Annotated in this window: 10 protein-coding genes; 8 read left to right on the top strand and 2 right to left on the bottom strand. The window is 65.4% G+C overall.

From position 1 onward, the window contains the following. Positions 1-27 precede the first annotated feature (27 nt). Both ARC23_RS08150 and ARC23_RS08145 read left to right on the top strand, forming a co-directional pair. Positions 28-5,043, top strand: a complete 5,016-nt coding sequence (locus ARC23_RS08150; RefSeq protein WP_057496794.1) for an ESPR-type extended signal peptide-containing protein — start codon at positions 28-30, stop codon at positions 5,041-5,043. A gap of 69 nt (positions 5,044-5,112) precedes the next feature. Then, on the top strand, positions 5,113-5,856 hold the full coding sequence (locus ARC23_RS08145; RefSeq protein WP_057496807.1) for a hypothetical protein: 744 nt from the start codon (positions 5,113-5,115) through the stop codon (positions 5,854-5,856). A 36-nt stretch (positions 5,857-5,892) separates the two neighbouring features. Here ARC23_RS08145 and ARC23_RS08140 read toward each other — a convergent pair whose 3' ends face one another. Together ARC23_RS08140 and ARC23_RS08135 are read right to left on the bottom strand one after the other, a co-directional pair. Beyond that, positions 5,893-6,537 carry a hypothetical protein gene (locus ARC23_RS08140; protein ID WP_057496793.1) on the bottom strand — a complete coding sequence of 215 codons (645 nt, stop codon included), beginning with the start codon at positions 6,535-6,537 and terminating at the stop codon, positions 5,893-5,895. Between the two features lie 210 nt (positions 6,538-6,747). Beyond that, positions 6,748-9,171 carry a penicillin-binding protein 1A gene (locus tag ARC23_RS08135; protein ID WP_057496792.1) on the bottom strand — a complete coding sequence of 808 codons (2,424 nt, stop codon included), beginning with the start codon at positions 9,169-9,171 and terminating at the stop codon, positions 6,748-6,750. Positions 9,172-9,390: 219 nt separating this feature from the next. On the opposite strand from ARC23_RS08135, the gene ARC23_RS08130 reads away from it, so the two are divergent. The 6 genes from ARC23_RS08130 to ARC23_RS08105 all read left to right on the top strand — a co-directional run bounded on the left by ARC23_RS08130 (position 9,391) and on the right by ARC23_RS08105 (position 15,727). Continuing rightward, positions 9,391-10,449 (top strand): pilus assembly protein PilM, encoded by a 1,059-nt coding sequence (locus ARC23_RS08130; RefSeq protein WP_057496791.1) that lies wholly within the window; start codon positions 9,391-9,393, stop codon positions 10,447-10,449. Further along, positions 10,449-11,342 (top strand): PilN domain-containing protein, encoded by an 894-nt coding sequence (locus ARC23_RS08125; protein ID WP_057496790.1) that lies wholly within the window; start codon positions 10,449-10,451, stop codon positions 11,340-11,342. Before ARC23_RS08130 ends, ARC23_RS08125 begins: the two co-directional genes overlap by 1 nt. Next, entirely contained in the window at positions 11,339-11,995 is a 657-nt protein-coding gene (locus ARC23_RS08120) for a type IV pilus inner membrane component PilO (protein ID WP_057496789.1), read from the top strand. The genes ARC23_RS08125 and ARC23_RS08120 overlap by 4 nt, the downstream gene beginning before the upstream one ends. After that, entirely contained in the window at positions 11,995-12,528 is a 534-nt protein-coding gene (locus ARC23_RS08115) for a pilus assembly protein PilP (protein ID WP_057496788.1), read from the top strand. Before ARC23_RS08120 ends, ARC23_RS08115 begins: the two co-directional genes overlap by 1 nt. A gap of 21 nt (positions 12,529-12,549) precedes the next feature. Next, positions 12,550-14,520 carry a type IV pilus secretin PilQ gene (locus ARC23_RS08110; RefSeq protein ID WP_057496787.1) on the top strand — a complete coding sequence of 657 codons (1,971 nt, stop codon included), beginning with the start codon at positions 12,550-12,552 and terminating at the stop codon, positions 14,518-14,520. Positions 14,521-14,701: 181 nt separating this feature from the next. Beyond that, positions 14,702-15,727: an AAA family ATPase gene (locus ARC23_RS08105; protein WP_057496786.1), complete on the top strand. Its 1,026-nt coding sequence runs from the start codon at positions 14,702-14,704 to the stop codon at positions 15,725-15,727. Position 15,728 lies beyond the last annotated feature (1 nt).

Below are 15,728 nucleotides of genomic sequence, written 5' to 3'. Positions count from 1 at the left end.
TTTCGATGTCCTGTTAAGGAAGAGAGCATGAACCACATCTATCGTCGTATCTGGAGTGCCGCCAAGCAGTGCTGGGTGGTCGGCAGTGAGTTGAGCAGTCCGCGAGGGAAGTCCGGTGGAGGCAGGGCACTATTGCTGGTGGCTGCACTGGTGGGCCTACCTGCCGCAGCGCATGAGCCTTCAGATGAAGCGGTTGAGCGCGAGCGGGAAGGCGCGGATTCCAGTCAACTGCCGGTGCCTTATCTGTTGCACTCTTCATTGTTTGCGAACCAGGTAAATGCTGAGCACAGGCAGGTGGCTCTGGTAAATGACACCCAGTATCGGAATTCCACGATCAGCGGTGATATGCAGATGATCCTGGGTTCACGCTCCAGCATCAGTGGCTGGGGGTCCGTGGTCTACGGCACCGGATCATCGCTGTCGGGGCTCGGAAGTGTGCTTGTAGGAAATTCATCGATCGCGCGCGGCGACAGGAGCGTCGTCGTTGGATACGGGTCTGAGGGCAAGAGCGGATACTCGACAGTCGTAGGTGCCGGCTCGATCGCGTCGGGGATTGGCGCGACGGTACTGGGACAGGACGCCAGGGCATACTCGAGCAACTCCATTGCGGTGGGCAGCGGTGCCAAGACCGTGGAAAGTTCGGCGGGCGTTTCCCGAATCGCCATCGGTGGAAATGCATTTGCTGGGACTGCGGGTTATTCGGGAGCGATCGCGTTGGGAGGGAACTCACACGCAGAGTACAGCGGAGTTGCGCTGGGGCATCATGCCATGGCGAGCGCCAATGGCTCGGTTGCCATCGGAGCATTTTCCGAAGCAACGGAAAGCAATTCGGTGTCCGTTGGCAGCTCATCGACGAAGCGGCGAGTGACCAATGTGGGCGATGCGCGATTGAGCGCCAGCAGCACGGATGCCGTTACCGGAAAGCAGCTCCATGCCACCAACAGCAATGTCACCGCTGCCCGGTCCGTCGCTGACTCTGCCAAAACCAATGCCGAGAGCGCGCTGGCAAAAGCCAATACGCTCTCCGGCCTTATGGGCCAGACGTCTGCCTCGGGGAGCGTCCGTGTAGGTGCAAGCAATAGCGGTACCGTACTGGACGTCCGTAACAGCGTCAGTGCCAATCGCAGGATCACGGGCGTGGCAGACGCCACGCTGAGTACGACCAGCACGGACGTTGTGTCAGGCAAACAGCTGAACGCTACCAACAGCAATGTCACGGCTACGCGTTCTGTTGCCGACTCCGCCAAGACCAATGCCGACAGCGCGTTGGCAAAAGCCAATGTGCTTTCCGGTCTTCTGAGCCAGACGTCTGCCTCGGGGAACGTTCGTGTAGGTGCAAGCAACAGCGGCACCGTACTGGACGTCCGCAACAGCGCCAGCGCCAATCGCAGGATCACGGGCGTGGCGGATGCCACGCTGAGCGCGACCAGCACGGAGGCTGTGTCCGGTAAACAGTTGAATGCCACCAACACCAAGCTGGCAGATGCACAGCGCGTCGCAGACGCGGCAACCGCGCGCCTGAACGCATCCGCCCCGGCCATCGGGCTGATGGCAGAAGCGGAGGGAAGCGGAAGCGCTGCGAGTGCAGCGATGGGGCGCTCGGCGAAGGCTTACAACTCCAACAGCATCGCAGTTGGCGCAGATGCTCGCGCCGGTGTGGATGCCGATGGTGACAAGAGCGCTGCCACGGGTGCAGTTGCTCTTGGTGCTGCAACGCGTAGTGGCAACGGCGCGGTGGCGGCAGGCCTGCGTGCTTCGGCAGTGGGCGACCGCGCCGTGGCCGTGGGCAATGATGCAACGGCCGCGGCAACCCATGCCGCCGCGCTGGGTTACAAGGCAGATGCGAGCGGCAATCAGGCCGTCGCCGTTGGCCGGGAGGCCGCCGCATCCGGTCTGTACTCGACGGCGCTTGGCAATCTTGCAAAGGCGGGTGCCGAAAGTGCCATTGCGTTGGGCGACCGCGCCCTGGCATCGCACACGGGAAGTATCGCTCTGGGCAATGGCTCGCAGACCACCGGCATCAATCAGGTCTCGGTCGGCAGCTCCAGTATCAAGCGCAAGATCGTCAACCTGGCGGATGGCGCTGTCAGCAGCAGCAGTACCGAGGCCATTACGGGCAAGCAGTTGAATGAAACCAACGGCCGGGTAACGACTGCACAGAATGCTGCGAACGGCGCGCAGGCAACGGCCAATGCCGCACAGGTTGATGCCAGCAAGGCCTTGACTGAAGCTACCGTTCTGGGTGGGCTGGTCGGGCAGGTTTCGGCCACGGAGGCTGTCCGCCTGGGTGAGAAGAACAGCGGCACCGTACTGGATGTGCGCAATAGCGCGAATGCGAACCGTAAGCTGACCGGCGTGGCCGATGGCGTGGTCAGCGCCAGCAGCTATGAAGCCGTGAATGGCAGGCAGCTCAATGCCACCAATGACAAGGTGACGACGGTGGAGGGGATGGCCAAGTCTGCGGGTGCAGATGCTGCCGTGGCAAAGAAGGATGCGACCAAGGCGCTGGCCGAAACAGCGGCGCTGGGCGGGCTGGTGGCACAGGTTTCCGCGTCTGGCGATGTGCGTTTGGGAGAGAAAAACAGCGGTACGACCCTGAATGTGCGTAATAGTGCAAATGCCAACCGGAAGATCAGTGGTGTGGCGGATGGAGCCCTGAGTGGCAGTAGTGCCGAAGCTGTGTCTGGGAGGCAGCTGTACTCAAGTAATGCTCGGATCGCAGCCCTGGAAGATACAACTCAGTTTCTGAGCATTGGCACGGCGCCTGCTAGCGAGCGTGCCGAGGCGGGGCCGGTAGGAGTCGCTGTAGGTAACTCAGCCAAGACCGGCAACGATGGGGGAACAGCAGTGGGTACACATGCGAAGGCACTCGGTAAAAACTCCGTGGCCATTGGCCGTGCGTCAGTTGTGCATGAGGATTCTGATAGTGGATTTGCACTAGGTGCTGGAGCGGAGGTTGGCATTGCGGGAAGCGGCGCACGGGGAGGTGTTGCAATCGGTGCTGGAGCAAAGGTGGGTGAAGGAGCGGATGGTGCGCTGGCACTCGGCGAAGGCTCTCAGGCGAATGAGGCCGGAGTGGCTTCCTTTGGAAGTGCGACTACTTATCGTCGTCTGGTGAACATCGCCCGAGGCACCGCCGACCACAACGCCACCACCGTCTCTCAGCTCAAGGATTCGCTCGCCACCCTCGGCGGCAGTGCGGGTATGGACGCCAGCGGCAACATCGTCGCGCCGACCTACGCGATGCAGGGCGGAGCGCAGCACACCGTCGAGGACGCGCTGATGGCACTTGATGGCGCTGTCATCACCGCAGGCCGTCGCGCGGACAAGGTGGAAGGCCAGCTGGGTTCGATCTTCCAGGATTCACCTTCGGCCCGCACCGACGGCATGAACCAGATCGCGCTGAATGGCGTGAATGGCATGGTGCTGACCAACCTGGCTGACGGACGAGTGGCGCCAGGAAGCCGTGATGCCGTGACCGGCAGTCAGTTGTACGCTGCCGAGCAGAAGATCTCGCAGAATCGAAACGATCTGGAGGCGATGCGCAAGAAGCGGGAGATGGGCGAGCAGGCCATGCGTGGATTGGATGCGAGCGTCATCGACTACGGCGGTGCACGTTTGACTGGCGTGGGCGAGGCGAAGTTGTCGGCTGATAGCTCGGATGTTGTGCGCGGAAGTCAGCTCTATGAGACCAATGGTCGACTCGATGCACTGGAAGATGCTGGTCAGTTTCTCAGTGTGGGTACAGGTCCCACGACTGGCCGCGCGGAGGCCGGCCGAGCCGGGGTCGCGCTTGGCATCCTTGCAAAGGCGGGCACCGAAGGGGGAACTGCGATTGGGTCACGCTCTCTTGCGTTGGGGGTGAACTCGGTGGCACTTGGGCGGGGATCGACCGTCTTCAATGGTTCCGACTTCAGCATTGCCATTGGGACGGGCGCGGAAGTCGGAACGTATGATGGTGGAACCGCAATTGGTGGGATCGCTCTCGGCATCGGTGCGAGGGTTCGGAATGGTGCCGACGGTTCGATGGCGCTTGGGTTCGGCTCGTATGCGACCGAGGTAGCAGTTGCATCGTTCGGTAATGGTGAGATGAAGCGTCGTCTCGTAAACATCGCCAACGGCACCGCCAACCACAACGCTGCCACCGTCGGCCAGCTGCGCGGTGCCCTGTCCGCTCTCGGCGGCGAAGTCGATGCCAATGGCAACATCGTCGGCCCCAGCTTCAACGTGCAGGGCCAGTCCCAATCCACGCTCAATGGTGCATTGGAAGCGCTCGACGGTGCAGTCGTCAGCACCACCTCGCGCGTGAACCAGGTCGAATCCCAGCTCCGCTCCGTGTTCCAGGAACGCCCCTCGGTCCGCGCAGACGGTATCCACCAGCTCACCCTGGCCGGTGCCAACGGCATGGTCATCTCCAATGTGGCCAACGGCCTGATCGCGGCCGGCAGCCGCGATGCGGTCAATGGCGGCCAGCTGCATTCGATGCAGCAGCAGCTCAACGGCCGCATGGATGGGCTGGAGCAGCGTATCGACGATCATCCGCAGGCCCGCGCCATGTCGACGGCATCCACGCCTTCGCCGTCCACCGAAGAGATCGCGCCGACGCCGGAAACCAGCGGTCCGCCGCAGATCGCTTCTACCGGTGAAGGTGACAAGCCCACGCCGCAGCCGAAGTCGAAGCAGGACGACACGCCCAAGCCGCAGGTCGACACCGCTGAGCTGGAGAAGATGCTGGCACGCGCCAACGAGTACACCGACGGTGCAATCAGCAATTTCGAGCGCCGCCTGGACAAGATGGACAAGCGCTTCAACCGCATGGCGGCGATGAGCAGTGCGCAGAGTGCGATGGCAATGAACACTGCCGGTCTGGCCACCTACAACCGCCTGGGTGCGGGCGTGGGCTACAGCGAGGGTGAGTCGGCGATGGCGGTGGGCTACCAGCGCGTGCTCAACGAAAAGGGCTCGGCCACTTTCAGCCTCAATGGTGCGTTCACCAACAGCGGTGAGCGCAGCATGGGCGTCGGCGTGGGCATCGGCTGGTAAGCCATGCAGCCCCGGCGTGGTGCGCGTAATGAACCCCGCCGCGCCGGGGTCCTTGCCGAGGAGATGGCAATGTACCGGTTCATGAGCCGCTTCATCAGCTACCGCAGCTACTACCTGTGGCGTGCGCGCTATCGCTACTACACGCGGCATCTGGATCGATGGTCGCTGTTGAGCGCGTCGTGCCTGGCCGGCGTGGTGCTGGTGCTCTGGTATTACGCACGGGTGGTCGGCTTGCCACCGCCACGGGTACATCCGGATGCGGTGGCCGTGCGTGTGGAGAGTATTTCGCGCGAGGCGATCCATCGCATCGTGCTGGTCCGCCATGGCAATGGCAGGGGCGGCGAACCGTTCGCGACGCCGGAAGAAGTGCGCGACGGCACGCTGCGCACGATGCGGGTACGCCAGGTGCTGCAGAGCGAGGTGGTCTGGAGACTGAAGGCCCACCTGCTCGCGGATATCGCCGAGTACATCGATGCGACGGGCGGCTGCTTCCCTTATGACTGCAACCGGGTGCTGCATCACCTGGAACTGCTGCACCGGGCCGAGGCGGAGAACAGGGCGATCACTCTTGGCCTGCAGGCGATCCTGGAGGTGCCGCTGGATAGGATGCCCGACCTCAGCGGTGGCGAACGGCTGCGCGTGCGCAGCGCGTGGTCCGATGGGTTCGGTGATACCCATGACCAGCTCTGGCTGCTGGGCGAGCTGCAAGGGATGCACGCGCGGATGATGCTGGAATATCCACATCGCGCAGCGGCACCATGGCTGGCGCGTGTTCTGCACGGCGACGCGCTGGAACCGCCCCTGCTCTGGTAGCGCGGTGCATGGCGCCGGGCCGTGCCCGGCGCGGTGTCATCCCCCGATGTACGCGGTGATCTCGGCGTCGGCCAACACCTGCCGCAGCTGGGCGGCGGACGCGCGGCGCATCGGCTTCTCGTCCACCGGCGATAAGGGCGCCTGGCGCAGGGCGTCATACGGCAGTACGGCCAGATCGAAGGTCAGCTCTTCGGCACTGAACACCCACACCGGTACGTCGAGGCTGCGCTCGCGGTCCATGCGCAGCCGCCGCACCCGCGATTCGGCAGGGATGCCGTGCTCGTCCAGGAAGCGGTGCACGGCTTCAGGGTCATCGCTGTGCAGGTGCAGCTGCACGGGGCTGTTGGCGTCGGCGGTGCCGTCCAGTACCGGGCCGGCCAGGCGCGGGGCGAAGCCGTGCAGGAACTCCAATGCACGCATCGCGGCCTCGCGGCGGCGCTGCAGCTCGCTGCCATGCTGGGGGCCCGCGAACAGCCGCTGGTATTCGCGCAGGGCGTCTTCGATCTCGGTGTTGCGCGGCAGGGAGGCATCGTCGTGGATGCCAAGCCGGCTGGCAGCCTTCAACTTGGCCTGGTGGTAGTCGCGGATGCCGCCTTCGGCCATCAGGCGGGCGGCTTCATGTGCGAGGCGGTGGCGCCGCTCGCGGGTCTGGCTGGCAGCATGCTGGCGTGCGCGATGCATGCGATGACTCCTGTTGCGACCTGGCTACAGACTAGCGCACGGATGTGACATCTGCGTGGGTATTTCACGGAGGCGAGCAAGCGGGTGCCGTTGATCCTGTAGAGCCGAGCCCATGCTCGGCTGCTCTACCGCGGGCGCCTGGAGCCGAGCATGGGCTCGGCTCTACAAAGGCGGTGCCAACCAAGGTTGGCACCTACCCCTACCTGCCTCTTAGAAGATGTCGAACGCGGCGGCGTCGGCCTGCGGGGTGTTGAGGTTCAGGTCGTAGTCGGTCAGGCGGTCCATGTCTTCCACCTTCACCCACTCGGTCGCGCCGTTGAGGGTGGCCTGGACCATGCCGCTGGGTGGGTCGTTCTGCGCGATCGGGGTGTCCTTCAGCGCGGTGCGCATGTAGTCGATCCAGATCGGCAGGGCCGCCTTGCCACCGTATTCGCGGTAACCCAGCGAACGGAAGTCGTCGCGGCCCACCCACACCGTGGTCACATACGGGCCGCCGAAGCCGGAGAACCAGGCATCCCGGTGGTCGTTGGTGGAGCCGGTCTTGCCGCCCACGTCCTCGCGGCCGAGCACCTTGGCCTGCACGCCGGTGCCGCGCTGGACCACGTCGCGCATCATCGATACCAGCTGGTAGGCGGTGCGGGCGTCGATCGCGCGCGGGGCAGTGCGGGCATCCGGGTTGGCCGGCGCGGCCGGCGTTTCGGTCTTGGCTTCGGCCTTGGCCGCAGCGGCCGGGTCCACCTTCGGCGCAGGGGCACCGAAGTTGAAGCCGTCCACCACCTGGTTGACCGGCTGGTCGCTGCTGCCGGCGCAGTCGCGGCAGGCCAGCGCCGGGTTCTCCTTGAACACCAGGTTGCCGTCGCGGTCATTGACCTGGTCGATCAGCCAGGTGTCCACGCGCGAGCCGCCGTTGGCGAACACGGCGTAGCCGCGCGCCACCGACAGCGGGGTCAGCGAGGCCGTACCCAGCGACATCGACAGGTTCGGCGGCAGCTCCGATTCGGCAAAGCCAAACTCGCTGATGTACTTGCGGGCGTAGTCCACGCCCATGCCATCAAGCAGGCGTACCGAGACCAGGTTGCGCGACTGCACCAGCGCCTCGCGCAGGCGCATCGGGCCGCGGAAGCCGCCGCCGTCGTTCTGCGGGGCCCAGGTCTTGCCGCGGCGGTCGCGGAACACGACCGGGGCGTCGAGCACGATCGAGGCCGGGTTGTAGCCCTTGTCGAAGGCGGCCGCGTAGACGAACGGCTTGAAGCTCGAACCCGGCTGGCGACGCGCCTGGGTGGCGCGGTTGAACTTGTTGCCCGAGAAGCTGAAGCCCCCCACCAGCGCCTTCAGCGCGCCGCTGTGGGCATCCAGCGAGACCAGGGCGGACTGGCCGCGCGGAATCTGGTCCAGCAGCCACTCACCTTCCTTGGCGCCAGCGCGCACGCGCACGATGTCGCCGCGCTGCACCAGCTTGCCCGGGGTCTTGTTGGTCCACTTGGCGGCACCGGCCGGCAGCACGATCTCGGTACGGTTGGCCAGCACCACCGTGGCGCTGCCGTCGGCGCCGGTGCTGGCGACGATCGCCGGCAACAACCCGGCCTGGCCGGACAGGCCGCGCAGGTGCTCGGCCAGGGTGGCGGCATCGTCGCCAGCGCCCAGCGGCACCTGCTTTTCCACGCCATGCCAGCCGTGGCGGTGGTCGTACAGCAGCAGGCCGTCGCGCACGGCCAGGTTGGCCGCGGTCTGCAGGCTCGAATCGATGGTGGTGGTGACGTGGTAGCCCTTGTTGACCACGTCGCCGCCGAAACGGGCGATCATTTCCTGGCGCACCAGCTCGGCCACGTAAGGCGCGTCCACCTGCACCGGCGGTTCATGCGCACTGGCGTGCATCGGCACGGCCTTGGCCGCATCGGCCTCGGCCTGGGTGACGAACTTCAGGTCGGCCATGCGCTGCAGCACATAATTGTCGCGGCGCTGGCGGGCACGTTCCGGGTTGGAGATCGGGTTGCCCGAGGAGGGGAACTTCGGGATGCCGGCCAGCGAGGCCATCTCGTCCAGGTTCAGTTCGCCCAGCTTCTTGCCGTAATAGAACTCGGCGGCGGCCGCCACGCCATAGGCGCGGTTGCCGAAGAAGCTCTTGTTCAGGTACAGCTCGAAGATCTCGTCCTTGCTCAGCTCGGACTCGATCTTGCGCGCCAGCAGGATCTCGGCCAGCTTGCGGGTGTAGCTGTACTCGGAGCTGAGGAAGAACTGCCGGGCCACCTGCTGGGTGATGGTGGAGCCGCCGGGCACGCGCTTGTCGTTGGTGGTGGCCAGCAGCCACACCGCGCGGGCAATGCCCTTGTAGTCCACGCCGCCATGCTCGTAGAAGCGGGCGTCCTCGGTGGCCAGGAAGGCCTGCTTCAGCTTTTCCGGTACGTCCTTCATGGTGATCGGGGTGCGCCGGGTCTCGCCGAACACCGCCATCAGCTTGCCGTCGGCAGCGTAGACGTACATCGGCTCCTGCATTTCCACATCGCGCAGGGTCTGCACGTCGGGAAGCTTGGAGGACACGGCGTAATACAGACCGCCCACGGCGGCCGCGCCGATCAGCGCCAGGACCAGGACAATCAGGAAGATCCAGCGCAGCCAGCGGCGGAGTCGAGTCATCGGGTTCAGATTCCGATTGCGAATTTCGTGGTCGCAGAGTATAGATTACGCAAGGTGGCGGCTGGGGTCGGCACCGGGGAGCGCAAGGGGAATTGCCAGGGGCTGCTTCGTGAATCCGTGAGGGATTTCACAGCAGGGCGGTTGTCATTTGCTAAGAATACGTTATTAATGCGCGGACGCAGCTCTTGCGTCCAAGTGCCCGTCGGCAGGGGAGAAACCGTGGGGCTCATCCCAAAAAGTCAGTCGCCGCTCGTTGGCGTCGACATCAGTTCGACTGCGGTAAAGCTTTTGCAGCTGTCCCGCAGCGGCAATCGTTTCCGTGTGGAACATTATGCTGTGGAACCTCTTCCGCCAAACGCGGTGGTGGAGAAGAACATCGTGGAAGTGGAGGCCGTGGGTGAGGCCATCCGGCGCGCGATGAACCGTTCAGGCAGCAAGGCCAAGCTGGCCGCCGCGGCCGTGGCCGGCTCGGCGGTGATCACCAAGGTGATCCCGATGCCCGCCGACCTGGACGAGAACGACATGGAAGCCCAGATCGAGCTGGAAGCGGTCAACTACATTCCGTATCCGATCGAGGAAGTGAACCTGGACTTCGAGGTGATCGGGGCGATCCCGAACAACCCGGAAATGGTCCAGGTGCTGCTGGCCGCATCGCGCTCGGAAAACGTCGAGCTGCGCCAGTCGGCGCTGGAACTGGGCGGCCTGCAGGCCAAGGTGATGGACGTTGAGGCCTTCGCGGTCGAGAACGCCTACGCCCTGGTCGCCAGCGAACTGCCGGTGTCCATCGACGGCGTGGTTGCGCTGGTCGACATCGGCGCCACCATGACCACGCTCAACGTCCTGCGCGGCGGCCGCAGCCTGTACAGCCGCGAACAGGTGTTCGGTGGCAAGCAGCTGACCGACGAGATCATGCGCCGCTACGGCCTGAGCTACGAGGAAGCCGGGCTGGCCAAGCGCCAGGGCGGCTTGCCGGAAAGCTACGAGATGGAAGTGCTGGAACCGTTCAAGGAAGCCACGGTCCAGCAGATCAGCCGCCTGCTGCAGTTCTTCTATGCCGGCAGCGAATTCAACCGCGTCGATCACATCGTGCTGGCCGGCGGCTGCGCCGTGCTCGGTGGCCTGCCGGAGATGGTCGAGGAACAGCTGGGCGTGCCGACCGTGGTCGCCAACCCGTTGGCGCAGATGACCCTGGGGCCGAAGGTGAACGCGCATGCGCTGGCCCAGGATGCCCCCGCGCTGATGATCGCGACCGGTCTGGCGCTGAGGAGCTTCGACTGATGGCACGCATCAATCTATTGCCCTGGCGCGCCGAGCGGCGCAAGCAACGCCAGCGCGAGTTCTACGCGATGCTGGGCATGGCCGCTGTCGGCGGCCTGCTGGTGTCGCTGATGATCTGGTTCTACTACGACCGCCAGGTCAGCGGCCAGATGGACCGCAATGCCTACCTGCAGGCCGAGATCGAGAAGGTCAAGGAGCAGAACAAGGAGATCGACCGCCTCGACGCCCAGAAGGAACGCCTGCTGGCCCGCAAGAAGGTGATCGAGGAACTGCAGGCCAAGCGCTCGCAGATGGTCCATCTGTTCGACGCGCTGGTGCGCACCATCCCCGATGGTGTGGTGCTGACCGCACTGAAGCAGGAAGGCGACGTGCTGACCCTGGAAGGGCGCACCCAGTCCAACGCGCGGGTGTCGGCCTACATGCGCAACCTGGAGACATCCGGCTGGATGACCAATCCGGAACTGTCGATCATCGAGGCGCGTGATCCGGAGAAGGACAAGGACGGCAAGACCGGCCCGGTTGCCGATATCAAGGCGCTGCCCTATGTGTTCGTGGTCAAGGTGAAGCTGCCGGCGCAAAGTGAAGAGGCCTCGGCCACGCCGGGCCTGAACGCCGATGGCTCGGTGGCGGCGCCTGCGCCTGCATCTGCGCCGGCTCCGGTGGCGCCGCTCGCCGCCGGCCCGGACGCGGCAACGCCGGCCGCACCGGCCGCACCGGCCGCTGGCCAGCCGGCACCGGCTGCATCGGCTCCCGCTCCGGCACCTGCTGCGAGCCCGGCGCCTGCCGCGGCCAAACCGAACCCGCCCACCGCCCCGGCGCCGAAGCCCGAAGGCAGCCGCCTGGCGCAGCCGCCGCAGGCCTTCAACGCCCCGCTGACGGGGGACCGCGCATGAGCCAGAAGATCGATCTGAAGAACCTGGATTTCAACGACATCGGCAACTGGCCGCAGAAGGCCAAGATCGTCTTCTGCTCGTTGCTGGCGCTGGTGATCATGTTCGTGGCGTGGATGCTGCTGATCAGCGGCAAGCGCGAGGAGCTGGCCAGCCTGGAATCGACGGAAGTGGAGCTGCGCGGCGAGTTCACCAAGCAGCAGGAGCGTGCGGTGAACCTGGAGCCGCTGAAACAGCAGCTGGCGCAGATGGAGCAGGTGCTGCAGCAGATGCTGCGGCAGCTGCCCAGCAAGACCGAAATGCCCGACCTGATCATCGACATCTCGCAGACCGCATTGTCCAGCGGCCTGACCAACGAACTGTTCGAGCCGGAGCAGGAGCAGATCAAGGAGTTCTACGCCGAGAAGCCGATCAAGCTGCGCATGGTGGGCAGTTACCACCAGTTCGGCGCGTTCGTCAGTGGCGTGGCTTCGTTGCCGCGGGTGGTGATCCTGACCATGCATGACATCAACCTCAAGCCCAAGGAAAAGACCGGCGGCAACATCCGCAGCGGGGCGCTGGAGCTTTCCGGCACGGTCAAGACCTACCGCTACCTGGATGAGATCGAAGTGCAGGCGCAGCAGGCGGCTGAGGCGGGCAAGGAGGGCAAGAAGTGATGCACGCACAGATCGTACGGGGTGCGACGGTGCTGGCAGTGCTGCTGCTGGCTGCGTGCGGCCGCGGCGTGACCAGCACGCCCGGTGACGCACCGAACCTGGAAAAGTGGGTGGAAGGCGAGCGTGCGCGACCGGCGCAGCCGCTGGAGCCGCTGCCGGTGATGCAGCAGTTCGAAACCTTTGAGTACTCCGCGCAGGGCATGCGTGATCCGTTCACCGATGCCTGGACCAATCCGCAGCAGGGGAATGGCGGATTGCGGCCAGATCCGAACCGGCGCAAGGAGCCTCTGGAAGGCTTCCCGCTGGATGCACTGGACATGGTGGGTACCATCGGTACCGGTGGCGGTACCGTGGCGCTGGTGATGGGGCCGGACAAGGTGACCTACCGGGTGCGCCCGGGGGGATACCTGGGGCAGAGCGACGGGCGGGTCACGGCGGTCTTTGAAGACCGCGTGGAGCTGATCGAACTGGTGCCGGATGGCGCGGGCGGCTGGCTGGAACGGCCTGCAACGCTCTCGCTTGAAGATCAATGATCGTTTACTGGGGATAGCACGATGACCTTTCACCAAGCCAAGGGGCTGCGTCCCATCCGGCGCTCTACCTTGAACCGCATCAGCGCGCTGGGAGTCGCGCTGATGCTGGCCAGCGCTCCGGCGCTGGCCGCCGCACCGGCAGAGAAACCGGCAGGCACGACTGTGGCAGCGGCCACCGCGCCGGCCGGCCTGTCGGTGGCCAAGATCGATTTCAAGCGTGGCGATGACGGCGCCGGGCGCCTGATCGTGCAGTTCGACGGCCAGGGGGCGATCCCCGACCTGCGCACGCAGGGCAACAGCGTGGTGGTCGACGTCGGCAACGCCCGCCTGCCCGCAAACCTGCAGAAGCCGATGAACGTCACCGACTTCGCCACGCCGGTGCAGCGCATCGATGCCAAGCCCTCCGGGGCCGGCACGCAGCTGGTGCTGAGCACCGGCGGTGCGGTGGAATCGCTGGCCTACCAGAGCGGCAACGAATACGTGGTCGAGATCAGCCCGCGCCAGGCACCGGCTGCGGTCGGTGCGGTCACGGCCGGCAGTGTCACCCAGGCGGCCAAGGCCGTCGGCCAGCGTGGCTTCACCGGCAAGCCGGTGACCTTCAACTTCCAGGACGTGCCGGTGCGCACCGTGCTGCAGTTGATCGCCGAAGAATCCAACCTCAACGTGGTGGCGTCCGATTCGGTGCAGGGCAATGTGACCCTGCGCCTGGTCAACGTGCCGTGGGACCAGGCGCTGGACATCGTGCTGCGTGCCAAGGGCCTGGACAAGCGCCGCGACGGCAGCGTGATCTGGGTCGCGCCGCAGGCCGAGCTGGCCAAGTTCGAGCAGGAGAAGGAAGACGCGCGCATCGCCATCGAGAACCGCGAAGACCTGGTCACCGATTACGTGCAGATCAACTATCACAGCGCCACGCAGATCTTCAAGGCGCTGACCGAGGCCAAGGGCATCGGTGGTGGTGGCGGAAGCGGAGGAAATGGCGGCAGCTCGTCGCAGGAAGACAGCGGGTTCCTGTCCTCGCGTGGCCGCATCGTGGCTGATGAACGCACCAACACGCTGATGATCAGCGACATTCCGAAGAAGATCGCGCGCATGCGTGAATTGATCGGGGTGATCGATCGTCCGGTTGATCAGGTGCTGATCGAGAGCCGCATCGTCATTGCCACCGATACCTTCGCCCGCGAACTGGGTGCGAAGTTCGGCATCAGCGGCAGCCGTGACAATGTCTACTTCAGCGGCAGCCTGGACGCCAACGCCGAGACCCGCAAGTCGCAGGTCGATACCGCGCTGGCCAATGCCAAGGCAGTGCGTGAATGGGAAGCTGGCGGCAGCGTGGGACCGGCACCGGTGCCCAGCGGCTCGACCATCAAGCGCGGGCTGAACTGGAACCTGCCGGTGGCCGCGGCCAACAATCCCGGTTCGCTGGCGCTGTCGATCCTCAATGCGGGTTACCTGCTGGACGTGGAACTGTCGGCCATGCAGGAGGAATCGCGTGGTGAGGTGATCTCCAACCCGCGCGTGGTCACCACCAACCAGCGCGAGGCGATGATCAAGCAGGGCAAGGAGATCGGCTACGTCACCATCAGCGGCACCGGCGCCGCCGGCGGCGCCGGTTCCACCCCGAACGTGCAGTTCAAGGAAGTGGTGCTGGAGCTGCGCGTCACCCCGACCATCACCAATGACAACCGCGTGTTCCTCAACATGCAGGTGAAGAAGGATGAGGTCGATCGCCTGATTGAACTGCAGGGCTACGGCACGGTGCCGTCGATCAACCGTCGCGAAGTCAACACCGCTGTGCTGGTGGAGGATGGACAGACCGTGGTGATCGGTGGTGTCTACGAGTTCACCGACCGCAGCAGCATCAGCAAGGTGCCGTTCCTGGGCGATGTGCCGTTCCTGGGCAACCTGTTCAAGAAGCGCGGCCGCAACAAGGACAAGGCCGAACTGCTGGTGTTCGTCACCCCGAAGGTGCTGCGCGTGGCCAAGCAGAACTGAACCACCCGCACCGGCAACACGAGAAGGGCCGCCGCGTGCGGCCCTTCTTCGTTTGGCCCTGTCTGGCCTTCGCAGATCCATGCCATGCGTGGACGCCGTTCAGCCGTTCTTGATGCCAATCGCAGGGCAGCCTGCGATGATGTCGGGAACCCGTGCCGTCCTGCGCCGGTCAAAGGCCCCCATGAACCTGCCTCCGCCGATGCCCGAAACCGTCCCCGCGCCGTCCACGCCGGCCACCAGCCGCCTGCACGCGGCCTTCAGCCAGCTGCGCGACGCATTGTCGGCCGAAATTGTCGGCCAGGCGGCGCTGGTCGAGCGCCTGTTGATCGCCCTGCTGGCCGATGGCCATCTGCTGGTGGAAGGTGCGCCGGGGCTGGCCAAGACCACTGCGATCCGCGCGCTCGCCGCACGGCTGGAGACCGATTTCGCCCGGGTGCAGTTCACTCCCGATCTGCTGCCAGCCGACCTGACCGGCACCGAGATCTGGCGCCCGCAGGAAGGGCGCTTCGAGTTCGTTCCCGGCCCGATCTTCCACCCGATCCTGCTGGCCGACGAAATCAACCGCGCCCCGGCCAAGGTGCAGTCGGCGCTGCTGGAAGCCATGGGCGAGCGCCAGGTGACTGTCGGGCGCCACACCTATGCATTGCCGCCGTTGTTCCTGGTGATGGCCACGCAGAACCCCATCGAGCAGGAAGGCACGTTCCCGCTGCCGGAAGCGCAGCTGGACCGGTTCCTGATGCACGTGCGCATCGGTTATCCCGACCAGACGGCTGAATCGGAAATCCTGCGGCTGGCGCGCGAGCGCGCCCGTGGTGCGCTGGGCGAGGCCGCAGCGGCGCCGCAGAAGCTGCCGATGCAGGACGTGTTCGATGCCCGCCGCGAAGTGCTGGACCTGCACATGGCACCGGCGCTGGAGCGCTATCTGATCGAACTGGTGCTGGCCTCGCGCGATCCATCGCGCTATGACGCCGGACTGGGCCGCCGCATCGCCTGGGGCGCCAGCCCGCGTGGATCCATCGCGCTGGAACGTTGCGCGCGTGCGCGCGCCTGGCTGGGCGGGCGCGATTTCGTCACCCCGGACGACGTGCGCGCCGTCGCCGCCGACGTGCTGCGGCATCGCGTGCTGCCCAGTTACGAAGCGACCGCCGAGGGATGGGACGGCGAACGGCTGGTACAGGAACTGCTGGCCCGGGTGCCGGCCCCCTGAG

The sequence above is a fragment of the Stenotrophomonas beteli genome (assembly GCF_001431665.1).
Taxonomy (GTDB): domain Bacteria; phylum Pseudomonadota; class Gammaproteobacteria; order Xanthomonadales; family Xanthomonadaceae; genus Stenotrophomonas; species Stenotrophomonas beteli.
The sequence above is the reverse complement of the archived record's forward strand: the minus strand, read 5'-3'. Positions and strand labels throughout refer to the sequence as shown.